Source organism: Candidatus Odyssella thessalonicensis L13, from assembly GCF_000190415.1.
Taxonomy (GTDB): Bacteria; Pseudomonadota; Alphaproteobacteria; order Paracaedibacterales; family Paracaedibacteraceae; genus Paracaedibacter; species Paracaedibacter thessalonicensis.
Genome location: NZ_AEWF01000009.1, coordinates 56192 through 77882 on the forward strand (window position 1 = coordinate 56192; position 21691 = coordinate 77882).

General features: G+C 43.0%; 21 protein-coding genes. 13 read left to right on the top strand and 8 right to left on the bottom strand.

Features of this window, described 5'->3' with window-relative positions; all coding sequences use genetic code 11:
* Positions 1 to 20: 20 nt before the first annotated feature.
* From traU to HMO_RS0111885, 6 genes are read left to right on the top strand one after another with little or no spacing between them, the layout of a single operon-like run.
* Positions 21 to 998: a conjugal transfer pilus assembly protein TraU gene (gene traU, locus HMO_RS0111860; RefSeq protein WP_010303973.1), complete on the top strand. Its 978-nt coding sequence runs from the start codon at positions 21 to 23 to the stop codon at positions 996 to 998.
* Positions 983 to 1525 carry a type-F conjugative transfer system pilin assembly protein TrbC gene (gene trbC / locus HMO_RS16570; RefSeq protein ID WP_010303974.1) on the top strand — a complete coding sequence of 181 codons (543 nt, stop codon included), beginning with the start codon at positions 983 to 985 and terminating at the stop codon, positions 1523 to 1525. Before traU ends, trbC begins: the two co-directional genes overlap by 16 nt.
* The gene (locus tag HMO_RS0111870; RefSeq protein ID WP_010303975.1) at positions 1522 to 3117 is read left to right on the top strand and encodes a conjugal transfer protein TraN; all 1596 of its coding nucleotides are present in this window, start codon (positions 1522 to 1524) and stop codon (positions 3115 to 3117) included. Before trbC ends, HMO_RS0111870 begins: the two co-directional genes overlap by 4 nt.
* Positions 3114 to 3854 (top strand): conjugal transfer protein TraF, encoded by a 741-nt coding sequence (locus tag HMO_RS0111875; protein WP_010303976.1) that lies wholly within the window; start codon positions 3114 to 3116, stop codon positions 3852 to 3854. Before HMO_RS0111870 ends, HMO_RS0111875 begins: the two co-directional genes overlap by 4 nt.
* Entirely contained in the window at positions 3851 to 5221 is a 1371-nt protein-coding gene (locus HMO_RS0111880; protein WP_010303977.1) for a conjugal transfer protein TraH, read from the top strand. Before HMO_RS0111875 ends, HMO_RS0111880 begins: the two co-directional genes overlap by 4 nt.
* A gap of 13 nt (positions 5222 to 5234) precedes the next feature.
* Positions 5235 to 7889 (top strand): conjugal transfer protein TraG N-terminal domain-containing protein, encoded by a 2655-nt coding sequence (locus HMO_RS0111885; protein ID WP_010303978.1) that lies wholly within the window; start codon positions 5235 to 5237, stop codon positions 7887 to 7889.
* Here the strand turns inward: HMO_RS0111885 and HMO_RS0111890 are convergent.
* On the bottom strand, positions 7882 to 8220 hold the full coding sequence (locus HMO_RS0111890) for a hypothetical protein (protein ID WP_010303979.1): 339 nt from the start codon (positions 8218 to 8220) through the stop codon (positions 7882 to 7884). The two genes, HMO_RS0111885 and HMO_RS0111890, sit on opposite strands and share 8 nt — an antisense overlap.
* Positions 8221 to 8279: 59 nt before the next feature.
* Here HMO_RS0111890 and traD point away from each other — a divergent pair, with 59 nt between their 5' ends.
* Positions 8280 to 10097 carry a type IV conjugative transfer system coupling protein TraD gene (gene traD / locus HMO_RS0111895; RefSeq protein WP_010303980.1) on the top strand — a complete coding sequence of 606 codons (1818 nt, stop codon included), beginning with the start codon at positions 8280 to 8282 and terminating at the stop codon, positions 10095 to 10097.
* A 312-nt stretch (positions 10098 to 10409) separates the two neighbouring features.
* Here the strand turns inward: traD and HMO_RS0111900 are convergent, their stop codons facing one another.
* Positions 10410 to 11003, bottom strand: coding sequence for a hypothetical protein (locus HMO_RS0111900; protein ID WP_010303981.1), 594 nt, complete (start codon positions 11001 to 11003; stop codon positions 10410 to 10412).
* Positions 11004 to 11338: 335 nt separating this feature from the next.
* Between HMO_RS0111900 and HMO_RS0111905 the strand changes: the two genes are divergently transcribed.
* The 4 genes from HMO_RS0111905 to ltrA all read left to right on the top strand — a co-directional run bounded on the left by HMO_RS0111905 (position 11339) and on the right by ltrA (position 15559).
* Positions 11339 to 11827, top strand: coding sequence for a LexA family protein (locus HMO_RS0111905; RefSeq protein WP_010303982.1), 489 nt, complete (start codon positions 11339 to 11341; stop codon positions 11825 to 11827).
* 33 nt (positions 11828 to 11860) lie between these two features.
* Positions 11861 to 13126: a Y-family DNA polymerase gene (locus tag HMO_RS0111910; protein WP_010303983.1), complete on the top strand. Its 1266-nt coding sequence runs from the start codon at positions 11861 to 11863 to the stop codon at positions 13124 to 13126.
* Between the two features lie 76 nt (positions 13127 to 13202).
* Positions 13203 to 13541, top strand: a complete 339-nt coding sequence (locus HMO_RS14950) for a WGR domain-containing protein (protein ID WP_052572041.1) — start codon at positions 13203 to 13205, stop codon at positions 13539 to 13541.
* A gap of 548 nt (positions 13542 to 14089) precedes the next feature.
* Entirely contained in the window at positions 14090 to 15559 is a 1470-nt protein-coding gene (gene ltrA, locus HMO_RS0111920) for a group II intron reverse transcriptase/maturase (protein WP_010303985.1), read from the top strand.
* Here the strand turns inward: ltrA and HMO_RS17390 are convergent.
* Both HMO_RS17390 and HMO_RS17395 read right to left on the bottom strand, forming a co-directional pair.
* Complete coding sequence (locus HMO_RS17390) at positions 15504 to 15992, bottom strand: phospholipase D-like domain-containing protein (RefSeq protein WP_245528680.1); 489 nt, start codon at positions 15990 to 15992, stop codon at positions 15504 to 15506. The two genes, ltrA and HMO_RS17390, sit on opposite strands and share 56 nt — an antisense overlap.
* The gene (locus HMO_RS17395) at positions 15940 to 16284 is read right to left on the bottom strand and encodes a phospholipase D-like domain-containing protein (protein WP_010303987.1); all 345 of its coding nucleotides are present in this window, start codon (positions 16282 to 16284) and stop codon (positions 15940 to 15942) included. The genes HMO_RS17390 and HMO_RS17395 overlap by 53 nt, the downstream gene beginning before the upstream one ends.
* 231 nt (positions 16285 to 16515) lie before the next feature.
* Here HMO_RS17395 and HMO_RS0111930 point away from each other — a divergent pair, with 231 nt between their 5' ends.
* Positions 16516 to 16929 (top strand): hypothetical protein, encoded by a 414-nt coding sequence (locus HMO_RS0111930; RefSeq protein WP_010303988.1) that lies wholly within the window; start codon positions 16516 to 16518, stop codon positions 16927 to 16929.
* Between the two features lie 19 nt (positions 16930 to 16948).
* Here the strand turns inward: HMO_RS0111930 and HMO_RS0111935 are convergent, their stop codons facing one another.
* A complete protein-coding gene (locus tag HMO_RS0111935; protein ID WP_052572047.1) occupies positions 16949 to 17194 on the bottom strand; it encodes a transcriptional regulator in 246 nt (81 codons plus the stop codon).
* Between the two features lie 152 nt (positions 17195 to 17346).
* Here HMO_RS0111935 and HMO_RS0111940 point away from each other — a divergent pair, with 152 nt between their 5' ends.
* Positions 17347 to 17721, top strand: coding sequence for a hypothetical protein (locus tag HMO_RS0111940; protein ID WP_010303990.1), 375 nt, complete (start codon positions 17347 to 17349; stop codon positions 17719 to 17721).
* 62 nt (positions 17722 to 17783) lie between these two features.
* Here HMO_RS0111940 and HMO_RS0111945 read toward each other — a convergent pair whose 3' ends face one another.
* The 3 genes from HMO_RS0111945 to HMO_RS0111955 all read right to left on the bottom strand — a co-directional run bounded on the left by HMO_RS0111945 (position 17784) and on the right by HMO_RS0111955 (position 21601).
* Positions 17784 to 20069 (bottom strand): F-box protein, encoded by a 2286-nt coding sequence (locus HMO_RS0111945; RefSeq protein ID WP_010303991.1) that lies wholly within the window; start codon positions 20067 to 20069, stop codon positions 17784 to 17786.
* A 135-nt stretch (positions 20070 to 20204) separates the two neighbouring features.
* Positions 20205 to 20957 carry a hypothetical protein gene (locus HMO_RS0111950; protein WP_010303992.1) on the bottom strand — a complete coding sequence of 251 codons (753 nt, stop codon included), beginning with the start codon at positions 20955 to 20957 and terminating at the stop codon, positions 20205 to 20207.
* Positions 20958 to 20971: 14 nt separating this feature from the next.
* The gene (locus HMO_RS0111955) at positions 20972 to 21601 is read right to left on the bottom strand and encodes a hypothetical protein (protein WP_010303993.1); all 630 of its coding nucleotides are present in this window, start codon (positions 21599 to 21601) and stop codon (positions 20972 to 20974) included.
* Positions 21602 to 21691 lie beyond the last annotated feature (90 nt).

The following is a 21691-nucleotide window of genomic DNA, read 5'->3' on the forward strand; positions in this document are numbered from 1 at the left end:
GCCGGGAAGGAAAAAAACTAATGGTGAGACGGAAGATGATCCTCATTTGGTTGTTTATGAGCCTGGCTGTAGCTCAAGCCAAGTGCAACGGCCGCTTCGTTAATCCCCTTACGGATGTGTGTTGGAGTTGTATCTTCCCGATCACCATTGGTGGGGTGCGAGTCTCAGCTTCCGGGGAAGATACGCCGAATGTAACCACCCCTTTATGTACGTGTACGACGCCGTTTCGCCGGGTCGGGATTCCCATCTCGTTTTGGGAGCCCGTGCGCTTGGTTGATGTGACCCGGGAACCTTATTGTCTGGTCTCCATGGGGGGGATTCAGCTCATGCGTCAGGGAGTGAAAGGTCATGGCGCGGTCGACAACGGGCGGACTGGTCGCATGCGGTCCAGCTTTTATCAAGTTCACTGGTACATGTATCCTTTATTGTACTGGCTCGAACTTCTGACCGATTTTATCTGTATGGAAAAAGGCGATCCCGATTTAGCCTATATGACGGAACTCGACCCTTTCTGGGATGATGATGAAACGGCCTTCATTTTAAATCCGGAAGCGGTGCTCTTTGCCAATCCCGTAGCTCAAGCCGCTTGTGCTGCTGATTGTGTGGCCGCTAGTGCCGGGTTTCCGTTGGATCCTTTATTCTGGTGTGATGGGTGTCAAGGCAGTTTGTACCCATTTGTTGGCACGGTGGCTGCCCATGTGGGTGGGGTCCAAGCCAGTTTGTTGTTGGTTGGGCGGATGATTGCAAAGCTTCACCGTCAAGGACAGCTTTGGGGCACCATGGGACCGATGGGGTGGTGTGATCGGTATCCGATGCCGATTTTGAAGAAAAGTCAGTATAAAACGCAAATGGTCTATCCAATTCCTTCCACCACATCGCGTCAATGTCATCCCTTGGGGCGGAGTGAACAGCTTTGGGCGAGCGGTAAAGAGTTTCCCTATCAAGGAGAAGACTTTGGCTATCTGATTTGGAGGAAACGATCATGTTGTCTTTTGTAAAGAGCGGTTTTCTGTTTTTATCGTTGGCTCAGGCGACTCCGTCGGTGGAAGACCTCCAGCAGAATCCCGCCTATGCGGCTGGGGTAGCGTGGGCCAAAAAGATGGCGCAAGCTCCTCAAAGCAAGGATGAGAAACATTGTTGCCAAGCTGCGGCTTACTTAAATAAAGCCGTTCAAGAACGACCCCGTCTTTCTGAGCGCCAGATGGTGAAGCAGAACTCAGAGCAAATTCTGGTGTTTGTGTCGTTTTCCATGCCAGATGCCTCTCTTAAAGCTTTGGCTCATTCTGCCGCCCTTCAGCCGGTGACCTTGGTATTGCGCGGACTGATTGAGAATAGTTTCAAAAAGACTGGGGAAAAGGTTAAGGATCTCAACACTGCCCTGGACATTAATCCCCAAGCCTTTGAGGATTATCACGTTACTCAAGTGCCGACCTTTATTCTTGTACGGCACGGCAAAGAAGTTGCGCGGTTGTCTGGTAATGTTACTGTCGAGTTTGCTGTGACGCAGTTGAGAGGGGCGGCATGAAAGTTTGGCTGGCGATAAGTTGCATCTGTCTGTCTGGGGAAGCACACCAGTCTCACCAACAAGGACTGGCGTATGCTCAGGAGCTTCACAATAAAAAGAAGACAGTATCTCAAACAACCAATCCCCATATTGTCCCTGGCTATCAAACAGATTCTCCGCCGCAAGCGAGTCTTGATGCCGGAACGTTAGGTGACGCAGTCGTCAGAGAAGCGTCCAGCAATCCGATATCCCACTATATTAAAGAAACTGCGCAAACGCGCGCCTCTTATCGACTGGATCCGAACTCAAATCCGTTATTTACCGACGCGGAAGAAGTGCACAAAGATCCGGAGAAGGTTCTGCAAGAAGAGTTTAGGCACGACCCAGATCCTTCCGTGAACGATGAGGCTAATCTCAAAACCTGTATCGAAGGCGGTGACGAATATAAGCAAACCTGCCAGCGGTATCTGGACATCACGCTCCAAATTACGCCGGCCTATGTGGAACAGGTGCCTCATTGCCGAGGTCACTGGAGTAATAAAGCCAAAACTCGAAAACGGTACTGTAATCCGGGCTGTGAGATGAGGAATGGCCGCACGATTCCTAAATCGGTGACTGTTGAGAAAGAAGAATGGGTGGATACGTGCCAACCGCTAGAAAAGCTAGCTGATGCTGGGGTGTGCCGGTATGCCGAGAAGATTGAGAGTCCCAAAAATGAAATTCGGACCATTCAAGGGGAACCGGTGACGCGCGACCATTTTGAAGAAACTTTGATTTATGCGTGCACCAAGCCTGTCGAAAACACCTGTGCGGCTTTGAAAGCGAGCGGATGTCAGCAAATCAAATCCGAGTGTCACGAGCGAGAAGCCGGGCGCTGTGTCGCATGGCAGCAAACCTATCGCTGTGGCTCGAAGATGCAAAGGGGCAATCGATATCGGGCCACCTCCAATAACAGTCCTTTCTGTTTAACGGGCAACTGTGTCAATGCGTCTTATGAGGCGAATGAGGAGATTTTAGACTCAATGACCCAGCTGCAGGTTTTAAAAGAGATCCAGAATGAGCTCAGGAAAGGGCAAGAAACAGAAGAAGCGGCCAAGGAATATGACATCAACAAGCTGGGGATTTTTAAAGGAGAGGCCCGAAAGTGCTCTAAAAGCTGTGTCAATTTTAAGGATTGTTGTGGCACCCTGAAAGGCTGGGGAACCGATGTCGGGTTGGCGTCTTGTTCGGGCAAAGAAAAAGAGTTGGCCGAGCTGCGGAAACAGAATCTGTGTGTGCAAGTCGGCACCTATTGCGCAGAAAAGAAGGCCGGGGTGTGTCTCCGGAAAAAAACAAGCTTCTGCTGTTTTGGAACCAAGCTGTTCCGACTGATTCAAGAACAAGGGCGGCACCAACTCAAGCTGTCTTGGGGAGACTCAAAAACCCCCGATTGCCGAGGTTTAAAACCGGTCGAATTGAGCCGTCTCAAATTTGCGGAGATGAACTTCAATGAGATATATGAGGACGTCAAAAAAAATTTTAAAGAAAAGGCGCCTGCAGAGATGACGACCACGATCACCTTAGATCGGGTGAAAGAGAATATGAACCTGAAAACCGGAGGGCCAACCTCATGAAGCATATCGGACGCTTCTTCTTTTTTATGCTTTCCCTCAGTCATGCCAAAACCTTTTATCAGGATCATGCGCGCGGCTGGCACTGGTATGAAAAGATGCCGGTCCCTGAAGACCCCAAGTCTAAAAATAACCCGGTCGCTGAACCCAAAACTCCCGCTGAAAAGATGAAAGCTTACCGGGAAGAATTGGAAAATCGCTTAGCCGACGCGTGGCTCAACCCGACGCCGCAAAATGTCAGCAAGTATCAGGAGATGCAACAAGACATGATGAATCGCTCTCAAACCTTCTCGCAAACCTGGATGAAGAATGTCTATACCAATGCAAGCTTGGATCATACCTTGATTGCTCCGGTAAACCAGAAAGCGGTGCACGTTTATTTAGATCAAGAAAAAGAGCGAAAGAAGGAGGTCATCAAATCCTTGTCAACAACGCATGGCTTATTCTTCTTTTATGCGAGTAATTGCCCTTACTGTCATCAATTTGCACCGATTGTCAAACGTTTTGCTGAGCACTATGGCTGGGAAGTATTGGCGATTAGCTTAGATGGGGGCCCTATTGAAACCTTTCCCGATGCGGTTCCGGATAATGGGTTGGCGAGTCAATGGCATGTGACGGCTTTACCGTCGTTATATGCGGTCAACCCTGAAACGGAAGCGGTGGTTCAAGTGGCCCATGGCCTGGCCAGCCTGGATGAGATGGAAAACAGGATTATGGTGTTAACGCGAGGGGACCAATGAGACTTATCAACATTAGCTTTATTCTTGCGTTGCTTTGTCTGCCGGTCGCTGCCAAAGGCATTGGTCATGATTTACGAGCCTTCTTTAACCGCAGTACATCGACTAATGTGACCAGCCCCAAAGCCTTTAAAGACCAAGCGGGAGGGTATTATACGGGAGGAAGCTTGGTTACCCGTAACCAAGTCCGAAGTGCTCAGCTGGCCACCATTCAAATGCCCGGCTTCAGAGCGGGATGTGGCGGGATAGATGCGTGGACAGGCGGATTCTCTCATATCAGCGCGGATCGTCTGGTCGAAATGCTGCAAAACATTGGCTCCGCAGCAAAGGCCTATGCTTTTATGTTGGCCGTTCAGACGGTCTCGCCCACCATCTCGACTATAATGAATGAACTCAATGCAATCGCCACACAGGTCAACCAGATGAACATTAGCTCGTGTGAAGTCGCAGCGACTACCCTGGGAGGAATCTGGCCGAAAACCGATCAATCGTCAAAGCATTTGTGTCAGGCCATGGGCTCGAATTTGGGGGCGTTTTCAGATTGGTCAGCGGCCCGCCAAGGATGTGGGGCTAAGGGAGATCGTGGCAATATCTTAGCGCAAAAAGGCCGAGACCCGAGGTATCAAGATATGCTGGTGGGGGAATTTAATCTCTCCTGGAAAGCCATTCAGGCCAATCACTTCTTAAGTGAAGATCAGGCCTTGGCACAGCTTTTCTTAACGTTGGTCGGTTCCATCATCTCGAAGAAGAATGGGGAAGCTTTTCAAGTGACGACCTTGCCGGGCTATGCGGACCGGGATGAGTTACTCACCGCCCTCTTAGAAGGCGGAAGCACTAAGGTCTATAAATGTTCTACCGCTGAATGTCTCGATCCTGTCTTATCGGAGATCACCATTCCGAACGCGAGTGCGTTGTTGAGGAGAACCCAAGATATTCTCGAATCCTTAGTCTACAAAATTTATGAAGATTTGCCGATTGGCTCGGCTGAGCAGGATTTCCTTAATTCCACCCAGTTACCTGTCTATAAAATGCTCAATGTGATGACGGCGTTCCGCAAAGGCTATGCGCCGGTCGATATCCATCAATATGGCGAACTGATCGCGCTCGATATTCTCTATAAATATGTGGTCGAAGTTTTAGATATTGTCCATGAAAGTGTGGTGCATTTGAAATCGGTTCAGGTGGATGAGGTCCATATTGAGAGGTTTACCAACGCTCTACGGTTGGCGCGCGAGCGCATCACTAGCAAACGGCAAAGCGCGTATCAACAAATGGACAATACTTTGTCCTTTATCCAAGCAACCCAACTGATTGAAAAGCAGATGCATGCCATGCTGGGCAGTATGTTGGACGACCAGGGTTGGGCTTAAGGAGGGCTGAAAAATGACCTACGATATTTATATCTATGGTAATGGCGAAGTGTTATGGGGAATTTTTAACGCTTTAGCGATGTGCCTCAATGCCAAGTCTGGAAGTTTGTATGAACCGCTTCTTCGGTTAGGGATGATTGTTGGAGCCCTGTGGGCGGTGGTCTATGTGCTTTACCAGGATATAGCCAAGCTCTTTACCTCGTGGATTCTACCCATGACCGTGTTTACGACTATCTTGTTCGTGCCGACAGCGACGGTCACCATTCATGACCCTATTACCCGGTTTCATCAGGCAGTTGATAACGTCCCGTACGGGTTGGCGATGTTTGCGGGATATGTCAGTAAGATCGGTCACAATATAACCGAACAGGTCGAAAAAGTCTTCTCTTTGCCGGATGATTTAAAATACCAATCGACCGGGTATATCTTTGCGAGCCATCTTATGCAAAAGTCCAATCAATTCCGCATTACCAATGCTGATTTTGCCGACAATATGTATGAGTTTGTCAATCAATGTGTGGTGAGTGATCTGAGGTTAGGGCGCAAATATACGCTGAATGACTTGAAGAAATCCGATGATATCTGGGGGGTAATCTCGGCCAATGCTTCGCCGGTAAGATCGTTTATGTGGCGCGATATTAAAGAAGAAGGCCAACAGGGCGGAATGGCGAGACTGATTACCTGCAAAGAGGGGGTGGCCAAATTTAATGTGCATTGGAAAAAAGCCATTGACGAAAGTGCGACTTTGTTTGGCAAAAAACTCTTTGGCGCGAGGGTTGATGCAAAAGCCGAGCTTCTTAAATATCTGCCGCTGAGCTTGGCACCCTTAGATAAGATGGGCCAAGATGCGACCAAAATCATCCAGCAGCAACTCATGATCAGCTCTTTTGTCTCCGGTATTGACCAACACTCTGTAGCTCAAGGGAATGCCGCCAACTTTGCGGTCCGGCGCGCCTATTTAGGCCAACGCAGCACTTACCAAACTTTGGGAGCGTTGGCGGGAGATAATTTGCCCATTTTAAAAGCGGTGCTCGAATCTCTGACTTATGCGTCTTTTCTGTTTATAATCTTCTTAGCTGTTCTGCCTTTTGGCTGGCGCTTTTTGTTGAGTTGGGGGCAAATTGTTGTGTGGCTCCAATTGTGGGCTCCCTTATATGCTGTTTTGAATTATGTGATGACAATCATCGGGGCCTCTAAAACTGCGGCAGCGATGTCGATTCAGGGCGCGTCAGGCGTTACCCTAGCCACATCGGTGGCGGTGTTGGATATCAATGCGGACATCAATGCTACCGCTGGGTTTTTATCTTTGAGCGTTCCTTTTATTAGTTATGCGCTCCTCAAAGGGGTGGGCTCTTTTATCTCGTTAGCTTCTCACTTAGGTCAGATCAGTCAAGGAGCAGCGTCAGCAGCGGCGAGCGATGCACTATCCGGCAACTACAGTTTTGGTAATATCTCGGAAGGCGGGCGTCAAATTGGTAATACACAGATGTATCATCAATCTATGGCCGCCAGCTATCGGGCGGGGTCTTTCAACTTAGCGGATGGGCGCACAGAAATCACCACTATGGGCGATGGATCTCAACTCATGAATGTGGGATCTTCCAATCTGCCGGTCTCCTTGAGCTTTGCTGAATCGCAAAGTTCTCAATATTCAACTATGGCTAATCAGAGCTATCAAAAAGCGCTTAATCTATCAGAAAGCTCGAACCAAAGCCTGTCGAGCAGTTATCGCGATATGGTGGATCTGAGTAAAGCGATCGGAAACTCTCATCACGCCAGTGATGCAATTAGCCAGGGCCATTCGACGGAAAGCTCCAGAGCAATTCAGCAGTCAGCCAATATGATTCAAAGTTTTGCTGATCAAAACAATATCAGTTATGAAAAGGCAGCTTCCTTATTTGCTGAAGCTAGTATGGGCGGGAAGTTAGGAGCTCTAGCAGGATCAGTCGGGGGAAGAGCGTCTGTCACTTCGAGTGATGTAGCGCTTCTTCAAAAGGCACAAAATGTGGTGGAATCTGAAGACTTTCAAAAGGCTTATAGAGCCGCTACACAAGCAGCAAAGAATTATTCTCATAATTTATCCGATGAAGAAAGTCGACGACTAGCAGAGAGTGTTTCGGGGTCCTATGAAAAAGGACTACAACAGAGGGAAGAGGCGGCTAAAAGCTTTAGCCAAGCGGAGTCTTATAACAAGCAAGCTATGGAGACCCAAGCTAATTCAGCCTCGATTAATTCGAACTATAATCAAAGGTTTGTGGAATGGTTAACGGATCAGAAGGCAGATGGGACGCAGGGGCGTATTGGAAGCCAAGGAGCAGCCCATATTATTGCTAATGACCCTGAGATGGTGAGGATGTACGCTAATCGATTTATGCAAGAGCAGAATATTTTACCGAAATCATCTGTATCCCTATCGGCTCAATCCCTTAAGCAATCTTATGATCAAGAGACAGGACACACCGTGCATGCCGTGACGAAAGAGTCCATAGCTGCGGTTAAACATCAAGGGGAGACACAAATAACAACCGACAGGATAGACAGGAAAGAATTATTTGAAGGCTCCGTTAATCAGCAAATCGCCCAGCACCACAAATCCATTGCTGCGGGTGAAAGTTCAATTGCAATCCAACGAGAAGAAACAGCTAATAAATATAATGAAACTACTTAGGCAGGGTCAAGTTATTCAAATATGTCGGAGTTCCAGCAATATCTGCATTCCAATAGTATTTGCGATGGAGAGGAATATGGTCGACCGTACGAGAGGGAGCCTCTTCTTTATCAAGGGTTCCTTCTATCAAACTATTAACAATAATAGCGCCAACCAGAACAAAAAGAGTTCCTATAGCCAGCGAAATATTTCCTCTGAAAAAAGATATGAGGAACAAGCTGACCAATGGGGTTGCCAATATATATTTCCACCAAACCTTCAAAGCAGTTTTAGCGTACGTCCGATAGGGAGTTGCCCGAGAAATGGGGGGCAGATCATGGTCTCTTTCCATATTTATAGTCTATCACAGAAAGCCTTTATAAAAACTTAAAATTTTAAGGAATAGCTATTATGACAAAATTTACCGATACTTTTACTCAAGGAGGGCAAACGCAACTCCATAAGCTGCGGATGATTAATCAAGTCATTGGGACGACCTTAAAAGCTTCTCTCATTATAGGCATGTTATGCTTCTCCTTTCTTCTTTGGTATGATGGTAGTTGGCAAAAGCTAGGATTTTTGATAGCTTTCTACAAAGCTAATCTTCGAAACTTTTTAAGCTTTTTACCTCAAGGCTTATGGGATACCTCTTGGATCTTACATGCGGATGGAAAATACTATGAAGTTCATGACCATATTTTAATCCATAAACCCTCTTACATCTTAACATTCTTTGCTGTTCAGGCCCTTCTTATTAAAAAGTTGCTACAATCTTTGCTGTCTATATTCATCACCATGACTTTACTCAGTGCATTTTGGATATATCGCGGCAAAGGTTTAAAAAAGAAAGAAGTCCTCTCGGGGGGAGAAGAAATTTCTTCGGTGAAGCTTACTAAGCTCCTTAAGAAAAATAAAAAGGACTCTTGCTTTACTTTATCCGGCTTACCAATAGTGCGAGATAGTGAGACTAAACATATCCTTTTGGTGGGCACAACAGGGGCAGGTAAAACCAATGCCCTAAATGACTTACTAATCCAAATTCGGGCAAACAATCAGAAGGCTATTATTGTTGATACCACTGGGACCTTTGTCGAAAAGTTTTATGATTCTAAAACTGATCTCATTTTGAATCCTTTTGACGAGCGTTCTGTCGGCTGGGATTTCTGGGGAGAATGTAATACTCATCTTAAAATCGATGACTGTGCTGCCAGTATCATTCCTGATTGGGGGCAAGATAAATTCTGGCCTGAAGCATGCCGCACATTATTTGCGGAGACCATTCGAATTCTACAACGTAAGAAGGCTTTCTCTTTAAAAGCGCTATTCGAATATGCCCTGTATAAACCGCTTGCTAAAGTGCAAGAATTCTATGCCGGTACACCAGCTGCTCCATTAGTTGATATGGCTTCAGATAAAACAGCAGCTTCTATCCGTATCACATTAGCAACGCATCTGCGTTCAATGCGGACCTTAGTTGACTGTGATCAAAGTTTTTGCATTCGTGAATGGATTAGAGATGATTCCAAAAAAGGATGGCTTTTTCTAGTGGCTTTGCCTGATCAGCGTAAAACGCTCAATCCTCTTTTAACCACATGGATAAATATTGCCATCAATTCCCTTATGAGCTGCTCTCAAAATTATGAGCGTCGTGTCTGGTTTGTTTTAGATGAAATGCCCTCACTTAACGAAATCGAGGCTTTACCGCGTGCTCTTGCAGAGATCCGTAAATATGGTGGCTGTATCGTCTCAGGGCTGCAAAATATTAGTCAGCTTGATGATATTTATGGTCCTAAAAAACGCCAAACCATGACCAGCCTTTATAATACTAAAGTTTTCTTTCGCTCACCGGATATTGAGACAGCAAAATGGATCTCTAGCATGATAGGTGAGCACGAAGTTTTAGAAAGTAGTGAGTCTATTTCTTTTGGGGCGCACCAAATGCGAGATGGAGTGTCTTTGAACGAGCACAAGAAGCACAAAGCAATTGTGCCATATTCGGAGCTGCTTAATTTAAAAGATTTAGAGGCTTATATTAAGCTCTCAGAAGGGTATCCGGTGACTAAATTAGCTTTTGAGTATAACTTCCTTGAAGCTCGAGCTCTACCTTTTATAGAGAAGATAATTAAAAATGAACTAGAAGAGCAATCTCCTCAAGAGAAAATCCCTCCCACCGAGCGGGTTAATACTAAACAGCCTTCTTTAGACTTGCTGAAGCTTAAACAATCTTAACGAAGATGGAAAAAAGGGAGTAAATCTTTTCTTCTGCGTTAAAGGGAGCTCAGACAAAGTCTGTAAAAGGCTTTATATAAGTAGAAAAGCGGCTACTTTATTCATTAAGCAAAAGCCTTCAAAAAATAATTTAAAATTTTGTTTTACATAAAATAGAAGGTCTTTATATTAATGTTCGATATAAATATAACTAACCTTTTATTCTTAAGATATTATATTTTTTGCGCTATTTTATTGAACTCGCAGTTTATTCAGAATTAAAAAATTAAGTGTTAGAAGCGCATTGTTGCGCCTCTGCTAGCAGGCTAGCTTTTATTGTTGTGTGGGCACTTCAATTACGTATAAATAGTACGTATTCTCGTTGCTTCCTTCGATCGCAATCTGTTGCGTTTTCAATGATGTCAGCTTCTCATAATCTGGATCGGGCCAACTACTATTTTGTATATTAATGAGATAGTTATTATTCTCACTTATATGCTTGTAGAGCTTCTGAAAAGCGACACTATCAGCTTTTACTGATTGAAGTCCCTTTAAAAAGCCCCCATATTCTTTTATGGCCTCATTTATTTGATGTTTTCTCTTTTCCATTTCATCTCTATTAGGATTGCCATATAAAGCGAGATCATACCCTCCTATTGTCTCATAAGCACGCTTTTCACCATTTACCCTTAGCTCGTGAAGGTTCTTCGCAGCAGTAAAAATCTTGCTTATTATCTCAATGTTTGTAGTTGTCCATTTATTGAATTTCTCCTTATCCTCTTCAGCGATTTTTTGAGTCTCTTGCGCTCTCTGATATCTTTGAGCATTTACCCTATCTAAATCGTGAGCTTCAACAAAAGATAAGGAAAGAGCCAGGCCGATTATGCTTGTACTAAGTATAGAGAAAGTATGAGTAATTTTCTTCATTATAAGGTCCTCCTAGGAGTAAAAATGATAGATAGGCTTTATTATCCCTCATCATATAGGCTCATAGTTTATTATCCGTATTAACTCTGCTCAATATGCTGGAAGGGATAGATTACGCCTAAACCACTACACTTATAAATGAGCGAAGTAAAATTGAAAGAAATAAAAATTTTAAATTGCGTTCTTAACTCTATTGCACCCTTCTATATGAAGCCAGTTTGTTGGAAACCATCTAAGAGAAATTAAGTAAAAATTTGATTTACTTATAAGAATTGATTGTTGATAGGAAATGGTCGCATAATAAGGATTATTGTTCACCATTGAGGGGTTGCCCCATGAATGTTCAGATCCAAGATAGCATCCATTATCTACCAAGCATTGGGTCGCTAAAGTTTGACTCAAGCTTAGACAGCATTATTACCCCTCGAAACTCTAAGGTTTACTTAACACTTTTCTCAAGTCGGGTCCAAGCCGGCTTTCCTTCTCCGGCCGATGATTATGCGGAAAAATCCTTGGATCTCAATGAGCATTTAATCTCCCATCCCGCGGCTACCTTCTTTGTACGGGTATCCGGTGATTCCATGATAGGAGCTGGTATTCATAATGATGATATCTTGGTTGTCGATCGATCCTTAAAGGCAAAACATAATAGTATAGTAATTGCTGTCTTAAATGGAGAACTGACCGTTAAAAGACTCAAGATTTATCCCGATAAATGCGTTCTTGCGCCCGAGAATCCAGCTTATAAGGATATCGTTATTACTCCGGAAATGGACTTCACTGTATGGGGCGTGGTTACGTCTGTTGTCCATCAATTTATTTAAGAGGATCTTTTAGAGAGATGGGCAAGTTTAAAAATGATAGGGCTACTCGATTGCAACAATTTTTATGTTTCATGTGAGCGACTTTTTCGCCCGGATTTACAATCGAAGCCTGTTGTTGTTTTATCCAATAATGATGGCTGCGTCATCTCGCGCTCCAATGAAGTAAAAGCTTTAGGAATCCCCATGGGAGCGCCGTTGTTCCAAGTTCAAGACTTGTTAAGCGCCCAACAAACCAGCATCTTCTCATCAAATTTTGCTCTCTATGCCGATCTTTCAGCGCGGGTCATGACAACATTATCTGCTCTTGCCCCGCGAGTAGAAGTCTATTCAATTGATGAAGCCTTCTTAGATTTTAGCAATATCAGCAATATTGCCCAGGTAGCTTATCAGATTCGTCAACAGATAGCCGCTTGGATCGGGATTCCCACGTGCATCGGCATTGCCCCAACCAAAACTTTAGCGAAGGTTGCCAATCACATAGCCAAGAAAAATTCAGCATGTCACGGGGTTTGTATCCTCGAGGATCCCTTAGAGATTGATCAGGCCCTTCGAACCTTTGCCATTGACGATATCTGGGGTATCGGCCGGCGGATTGCTGCTCGTCTCAAAGCTTTAGGCATTAATACGGCCTATGAGCTTAAGCAGCTCGATCCTAAATGGATGCGTCAGACATTCACTGTTGTTGGGGAACGGCTGGTGCACGAATTAAATGGCATCCCTTGTCTGCTTCTAGAACCGGAAGCCCAAGCCCGGCAATCCATTCAAGTCTCGCGAAGCTTCTCTAGACCCTTAACTCAATTTGAAGAAATCAGGGAGGCGGTCGCCTCCTATGCAACTCGGCTTGCAGAGAAGCTAAGGTCTCATCAATTGAAAACCAATACTCTTGTGATCTCGGTTTGTACTAATCGCTTCCAGGTCAGGAATCGTCAATATTACAATAGCATTCTGATTAATCTACCTACAGCCGTCAATGACGATGGAAGATTGATTCAAGCGGCAGTGCAAGGGGTGGAAGCCATCTATAGGAACGGCTTTGACTACCATAAAGCTGGTATTATGGCTCTGGATTTGATGCCCATCACTTTGACCCAACTCACCCTCTTCGATACCCAAGAGGAGAGAAATGCTAAAGCGCAACACATTAGCCGGACCATAGATAAAATTAATCAGCGATACGGACGAGGAACCGTTCATATGGCTGCTTGCGGGCCAAGATTAAGCTGGAAAGATAGGAAGACTAGAAAGTCACCAGCCTATACCACTTCATGGCATCAACTTCCTCGTGTCTTTGCCAAATAAAGTGAGCCGAGTGTTTTGGAATTGCTTAATTCTTGGGCAAAGAGGTAATCTTCAATCAGGAAGCCAGAATTTAAGGATGAGGCCTCATTTATCAAGAGAGTTATCCACCATCTTTGTGGAAAAAAATATGCAAGATTATCGACTGAAGGCAATAGATTCCAATAAAGGAATTTATCGTTGGTACGAAATTAAGCAAGCGCCTGATCTCCTGGGGGGATGGTCCTTAATCATCTCTTATGGACGTATAGGGCGAAAAGGGCGGACCAAGGTTATGAGTTTTCACAGCCTAGAAGAAAAGGATAAGTTCTTACAGAATGTTCTCAAAAAACGTTTAAGCTCAGAGCGTCGCATTGGCTGCAATTTTGCGACACGAGGTCGCAAAGAAGAGCTGTTCCCCTCTTCTCTAGGGAAGTGAGGAAACCGCCCCTGCCACGGGGTGACCCTAGGACCCTGAATCAAGAGCGGGTCTGACAATGTAACGAAAGGCAGTAACGCCTGGGGTTTAAATCGCGAGAGGCAAGCCCTTCTAGTAACCACGACTGGATGAGTGCTAGGGAGTTGGTATGGCAAACATATGTGAACTTGTGATTAAAGACCGTCACCAATAACCAGTGAAAGTGGTTGATACACTGAGGCCAAAAGGTAATAGGAGAAGGCAGAATGATTAATTGCTTCATCTGCGTGGCCACCACTCTCCTCGGTCAATAGCAAGTGCCTAACCCAACATGCTCAGCTTTGCGGAACGTGGCAACCTCGTACCATCCCCAAGGATAACCCTGGGGCAGCTGACCGTAAGGAAAGCTTATGGTGGTGCGAGAGCAGGATGTCGGAAAAAGCGAAAGCCTAGCTGTAATGGTTAGGATACTGGTTTAAATGTCACCAGGCACGAAAGTGAGCCCACGTCCGACTGGTCTTCATCGTGAGAAAACTTGAAAAAAAAATCGATTTTATGAGGAAAAGCAAATGACGGTTATGGAAGGATCTATGACTGGTGCATCCGCAGCCACATCTTTAACCTGGGATACCATTAATTGGCAACAGGCAAAAGAGCAGGTTCATCGACTTCAAGTCCGTATCGCGAAGGCAACACGGGAAGGACGCTACGGCAAGGTCAAAGCTTTGCAATGGATCCTTACCCACTCGTTTTACGCTAAAGCTTTAGCAGTAAGACGAGTTGTGCAAAACAGGGGCAACAGGACCCCTGGCGTTGATAACGTCGTTTGGCGCTCGGCGCAACAAAAGATGAGAGCAATCCTGTCTTTAAAAAGGCATGGGTATCGCACAATGCCTCTCAAGCGCATCTATATTCCTAAGAAGAAAGGGCTTCGTCCACTCTCCATTCCTACAATGAAGTGCCGGGCGATGCAGGCTCTACATCTTCTTGCTCTAGAACCCGTCGTTGAGATGACAGCCGACAAGAACGCTTACGGCTTTCGCCCAAAGCGCTCCTCGGCAGATGCAATCGAGCAATGCTTTAATGCATTATCTCATAAAAGCTCAGCAAGCTGGGTTCTAGAAGGAGATATTCGCTCTTGTTTCGATAGTATCTCTCATAAATGGTTAATGGAACATATTACCATGGACAAAGAAATACTTCGGAAATGGCTTGGGGCAGGTTATTTTGACCAAAGAGCCTTTTATTTGACGGCAGAAGGGACACCTCAAGGTGGTATCATCTCTCCTACACTTCTAAACGCAACCTTAAGTGGCTTAGAGAAGGCAGTAAGAGCCATCTCACAGCAAAAAGATAAAGTCAACGTCTGCATTTATGCCGATGATTTTATCATCACAGGTGCAAGCAAGGAAGTACTAGAAGAAAAGATTAAGCCAGTGGTTGTGACTTTCCTTCAGGAACGAGGTCTGGAGCTTTCACAAGAAAAGACTAGAATTACCTCAATCTATGAAGGATTTGACTTCTTGGGATTCCATGTACGAAAGTACAGAGAAAAGTTACTTATTAAGCCATCCAAGGCTAGTACAAAGAGCTTTCTCAAGGTAATCCGACAGACAGTTAAAACAAACCGTTCGATAAAAACGGAAAAGCTAATCCAGTTACTGAACCCTAAAATCAGAGGGTGGACAAACTACTTCCAGCACGTTGTATCAAAAAAGACCTTCCACAAAGTAGGGCAGCACATCTTTCAAGTGCTATGGCGCTGGTCAAAAAGGAAACATCCAAATAAAGGGAGTCGATGGGTGAGGAAAAAGTACTTCAGAAGCCAGGGCTCTCAAAATTGGATTTTCCATGCTATGATCACAACAGAAGACGGAAAATGCTTACCGCTAGATCTCTACGATGCTCGAAAGGTACCAATCAAAAGGCATGTGAAAATAAGGATGGACGCAACACCTTACGATCCTGCTTATGATAAATACTTTAGACAACGAGGGCAGCGGAGAAAGAAACACAGTGATGCCGGACTAATTTATTAGTCTTAAGAAGGCTTGAGCTGACTGCGGGGAAACTTGCACGGTCAGTTCTTAGAGGACTACTCCCTGGCAACAGGGAGTGGTTACTCGGCACACCCTTGTCGATGAAGATCGCATCAGCTCGCTGCCTTCGCAGAGGCTTTGATAAAGCTTTTCTCGCTTCCCAATTCTTTAAGTAACGCTGCGCTAATTCTGGATTCTTAATAATCAAAAGATTCTCGGCATTCCGGCTATAGGCGGCTGCACTAAAATTGTAGGACCCCGTTATCACGGTCTCTTTTTCGAGAATTAGGACCTTACTGTGGGCGATACCTTGAGGGCTATCAATATAAACTTTGATGCCGTTTTGAGCCAATAAGCTTGCTTTAGAGTGCTTATCTGTTTTATTGGATTTGTCTAAGATAACTTGTACCTCCACCCCTCTTTTTTTTCGCATCAATTAAGGCATCAGCTATATCTCTATCCGTGAATGAGTAAGCCTGAAGATGAATGGAATGTTTAGCCATTTTTAAGGTGGTTAGAAGCGTCTGCTGACAAAAAGGGTTCGGCGAGAAGCACACCGCTAGCTCTTGAGATTTTTCGTGGATAAGAGTTGGTAGCTCATAATGAGTAGCATAAAAATAAGCAGCATTATATCCCAGTCCTAAAGCAAGAAAAATGGCGGAGGTTAATGTTGTCAAGGAGAACTGATTCTTAGTCCAGTGCTTTTGGGATCTTTTTCTTCTCATTTATAAGATGCCAGAGTGAATAATTGAGGTATTTTAAAAATATCACTTAACTGATTTAACTCTATAACGAAATTACGACTTTATGAGAAAATACTCTTCCTAAGTAATCGTCTATTTACACTGTAGAGAGCCGAAAGATCAAATTAGAATTTGCAAATAGTGCAAAATAAATATTATAAGTCAGATATTTTTGCTATAATTTTTTAAACTTCTTGGAGCAGAGATTTAACCATGACCAATAAAACCCTCAAATATGTGAGATACCTTGAGAGTAAGTGGACAGAAGGGAGAATATATAAATTTCTTTTTTGGGGACTATTGGTGCTGGTCCTTATAGGAAACTTATTGCCGGGCCTTTTAGCCTTTCTTGGTGTTGTCTGTCTAGCTACAATAGGTGCTTTAGTTTTAAGTGTCTTTGGAGCATATATCGTCCATCAGCATAGCAAATTAATCTTATCCTTAGGGGCGACATTCGCTTTCGCATTTATTCCAAAACTCTTCTCCTCTTACTATGGTCTGCGCCTGTTTGACAACCCAACCTATGAGGAAGTTTTTAGATATCTTTGTTTTCTTACGTTTCTTGTGGTCTTTTTCAAGCCCATCCATAATCGTGCCGCTTACATGACAAAAACTCATGAGGGATAAGACCCCATAAAAGGGCAGCTTAAAGAATTTTATCCCATTCATAATTAGGAAGAATGTCTCGAGCTTGTACCTGACCTTTGGTCACTTTTTGTATTTTAAGGCAGTTAATAGGATCAGGTGCAAATTTACCATTCATCCAGGAATAAACAGTGTTATAGCTAACTTCAAGGGCCCAGGCGAGCCTTGTCGGTGATCCTACAATGCTTGCGGCTCGCTTTATTTCCTCAATATTTGCTTTTTTCTCTTCAGGCATAGACACAGCCACAATAGATTACCCTTTTCAGTAGAATACCTAAAAAAACATAATGTAACAATATAACGTTGCAGTATACTGTAACATTATGCCAGAATAGTGACATATCAACGTCTTAACTGAAAAATAGGTCACAAAACTGTACTAATTGGAGGAATGAGGAGATGGAATACCTATACGAGCTGTTAACACCATGGAAATTAATTATTAACTATCTAATTGAACATCATGAGGCAATAATGAGTGGCATAATTAATATCCTCCAAATGATCTTAGCTCTAACATTCTTTGTGGGCGGATTTGTATGGATGATAACAGCACGGCGTATTATGACCAAAATTTGTGTTCAATTCCTCTACATTTTTATTTCAATCATTATAATTGGAAACACATTACCTAATGAACAGGGCGGGAATTTACTTCTGCTAGCCATAGGAATTTTCTCTTTGACGTCATTTTTTACTATAACCTCAAGAATGGATCCTTTGCTATATCCAGCAATGCTAGAAGCTGCTTACAAAGACGACATGATAAGATAGGTGTAAGGTTCAGAAAGAACGGAGAGAGCCTGGCAGATTAGCCAGCGCTCTTACTAACATGTTTAAATAGCACTATTTTCAATAATAGAGTTCAAAATTGATTTAGAATAATTGTACAAATTTCTTCTCATCATTTGAACATAGGCACTATATCTATTTGCGAGAAATCCATTATCACCATAGTTATTTATCAATTGAACTACCCTATCGTCGGCAAGTATCTTTGAGAACTTTTGGACTTTATTGTAAGAAATTGCAATTTCTAGAGATGTAATAATGACCTCATCGCAAATATCCTGAAAGTTAAAAGTCTTATCTTTTATACATCTTCTGTAGGTTGATTTCACTCCATACCAAGCTTGCTCTTGATCATCCCCTTTAAAAGCTAAGATCAGAAGAGCGTTAGCTATCAAAGAGTTATCATATGGAGTTATTTCACCTCTGGGAGTGGCTTTATCACGGAACTGCATAAGCCTCTCTCGAAATCCATAGATATCTTTAACAAAGAAATTATCAACATTTGCAGGATGAAGAGAAAAAATCCTCAACCACTTTACTGGAATATTACCTTTATATGCCATTTCTGAAAAATGAGTCATTTTTCGAAGTAATTGGCGGCTAAATGGATTTTTACTTAAATCAATAATTTTAATGGTTGCTGCATTCTTAGTATGAGAGATATTTAGTTGAGGATATTTGTCATAGATCTTGGATCTTATTCTTTTTAAATAAAGGTAAAAACTGTAAAACTGATTCATATTTTCACAATTTTTAAAATAGGGAGAAAACTTTGAACATATTAACAAAAGCTCTAAGGAATGTTTACCTGAACTAAATAGTGTTAAGGGTAACTTAAAGCAGGAACCTAAAACTTCCTGAGTTTTAAAAGGAAGCTTATTATATCTATGCTTATAATGATAATCTATATATTCATCTATTAAATTAAGGAAAAGATTGAGACTGATAGGTAAAGATAAAAGATCTCTAATATGCAAGCTTTCAGGAAAATAAGAGGAAAGGTTAACTACATCCTTATCTTTTAATAAAGACTCATCATAGTGAAGAGTTAGGGTGACTGCTAATAATTTATAGGATAGCCAAAGATCCAATTGCTCCATATTCTGGTCTGCAATAGCTTTTTTTATTCCTTTTTCTATTATAGTCTCCATAGAATCGCTAACCAATGAAGTAACGAGGCTTGTAGCAAAGAATTCATTTCTTGTTTTATTCTCTTGATTGTCTTCTAACATCTGAGCTGATTGATGCTGGCAACGATATGCTGCTCCCAAGAAAAGATGCCCTTTAGCGCTTAGATATTGGCAGAACCTATCTATTAGGCTCTTAGGCCAGATATCAATATATTCAATGGAGCGGCATAAAACGGTAAAGAGATTTCTATTGGAGAGTCGGAGAAGACTTTCTTCAGAAAGGATAGGATAAATTTCCGTATCCAAAGTAGGGGATATAGGATAGAGAACAAGCCCTTCATCATTCTCTATTGGAAAAAGCCAGAAATCTCTTAAGTTATTGGCAGCTTCTTCATTACCATTCAAAGCTGCAAAGCATAAACTCTGCATTACTATATTGTACAAAGCTTTTCGGTTTTCATCTATGTCTCCTACAAAGTAGTGCTGGAGCTTAGACAAGCTTGCAAGCGCTCTTCTCAGCTTCAAAGTTGTTAAAACCTGAGTTTTAATTGAGCCTAGATGATCGTTCTGCATTTCTATTTTATGGTCTGCAGAGAGCTTTCTCCAAATTGAAGGGGTATCTACTAAAGATTGCAAGTCTTTACTTGTTCCCCTCAGCTCTAATAATGTGTTGATATTGCAAAACTTAAGTGTATAAAGTTGTAGCTCTTTAGGAAGCTGGCTAAAAAATGAAAACTCTGTTCCATCTAGCTCTTCTATACAATTGCTTCCAATTTTTTGTTCATCGATCATTCTTTGACAATTAATTCTTGCAAGCTCTAAACCTAATTTTTCGGCTCTTGAGAACCAATAGTAAGCGAGCTTATGATGCCCCTGCGCTTCTTGGAGCATTGCATATATACACATAGAGTCGGGGCAACCTAAAAGTGCAAGGTTATAGAAGATCTGCGTGGCTTGGCGTCTTGATGATTCGACAGAAACCCCTGGCACATCTTCGACGAGTAAAGTATATGCATTAACAAAGAGAGCTTTTTGCTCCTCATTTAATACTATAGCCCTTTGCTCTGAATCTGAAAATGGCGCATCCATAGCATTTGAATCTTGATTACTAGCAGCGATTAAAGCTGATACTATTAAACTGATGTATATTTTCATAATTCTCGCTCGTGTGACCCAAAGTTTATTTATTAATTCGTACATTTAAAATTTCTATCCTTTTCTAATAATAGGTTTCAATAACCGAATTCTCATATATCGAGTTTTCCTATATAAAAATTGACGAAATGGAAATCTTTTAAGATTTAATATTCGTCATATTTTTTTAATTTACCTCACTTATTCATCAGCTATATGAGCGGGGTTTTTTAGAGCTCTCTCGAACTGGATAAAGTTCTGAGTTGTGATTTGATTCAGAGCTTCTTTTAAGTGGCGTCCATTCTCTGCCGCCCACTGCTTAGCATTTTGATGCAGATCATTGGTCGCTGAGGGAAGCTGGTAAGCTGCACTAACATTAAATCGGAAAAGGGGCTTGTCTAACGGGTTGTCAGCTTTAACAAGAGTTTTCAGCTTTGCGCTGGCAGGATATAGGCTTAAGTAAATCGTCCCACGCATGACAGTCATCTCAGGGTTAAATTTATAAATATAGCTGGTAAATAATACTCCGTCCTTAGTAGAGGTTTGAACGATTTGCGCTTGGTCTTGGCCTGCTTTCAGAACTTTTAGAGAGTCAGCATGCATCCAATCGGCTTGCTGGAAGCTTGTATTTAGCTTAGTCATGACTTTTTCTTGTAAGCCATAACTAGCAAACTCTTTTTGTAAGTCTTCTAGAGCGCCTTCAGCTCGGTCTTGACGATAAGCCATGACCGCACAATCCATTAAGCCAAACAGTAAACCGCCGCCGGTGTAAGTCGCAATATTCGAGCTTTCAATATCAGCGACCATCTTAATTTGGCCTTCTTCTAAATAAGGTTGAGTGCTATTGATTTGATGCTTAACTTGATCGGGCAGGGCTACAAACTGCGGGGTTGTTGAGCACCCAGACACAATAAAAACGCTGACAAGAATCGGAAATAAGGTTTGAGTTTTCATAATAAAGTCTCCTTTTAAGCTTTAGGGGTACAGGTGATTTTAAATTTCTGAAGGGTATCTTGATTTTCCTGCGTGAAAGGAATCACGATTGGATAGCCTTCTTTACTAGGTGAGTCAATACGGAAAGATACTCGGGTGGCCAGAATAATCTTATCCATTAGCTGCTGGGATAAGAGGAAGGTTATACTTCTGCGAGTGACTTCTTTGACACGCCCAAGCATCAGACTTCCTCCTGAAGGCAGAGCAACATTATACTGCTCAATTTCTTCTAAAGGATCTTTTAGAGAATGGATAACCTCTAAGGGATAATCATTGCCATCAATCTTCAGGATGAGGGATTCAGACGGATTGAGCGTATAATCCCGTTTGCCTGCCTGAGCTATTTTTAAGATGCCTTTAGCCTTTAAAGGAGTGCCTGGCTCCATTTTAAAGGTAAGAGCCGCATCATCAGCATTTCTCTCAGGTTTGATCCGACGGATCTTGGCGCTACAACGGTCCTGTCCTAAGAGGAAATCCTTCTCTGTCTTGATCTCTGATGAGGGATTACAACCGCATAAAAGAAGGCATGAGATTAAAGAAAGCTGTTTTAAAGAAAAAGCAGGGTTCCATAGACCTGTTTTTCTTTGGTATAAATATTGGATCATCTTAGTTTCTTCCAAATTGTTTAAGTAATAGAGAAGAGCTCTGAAGCATATATCAGAGAATCGCACTTAGAGGAGGCTCTGCTCTTTATA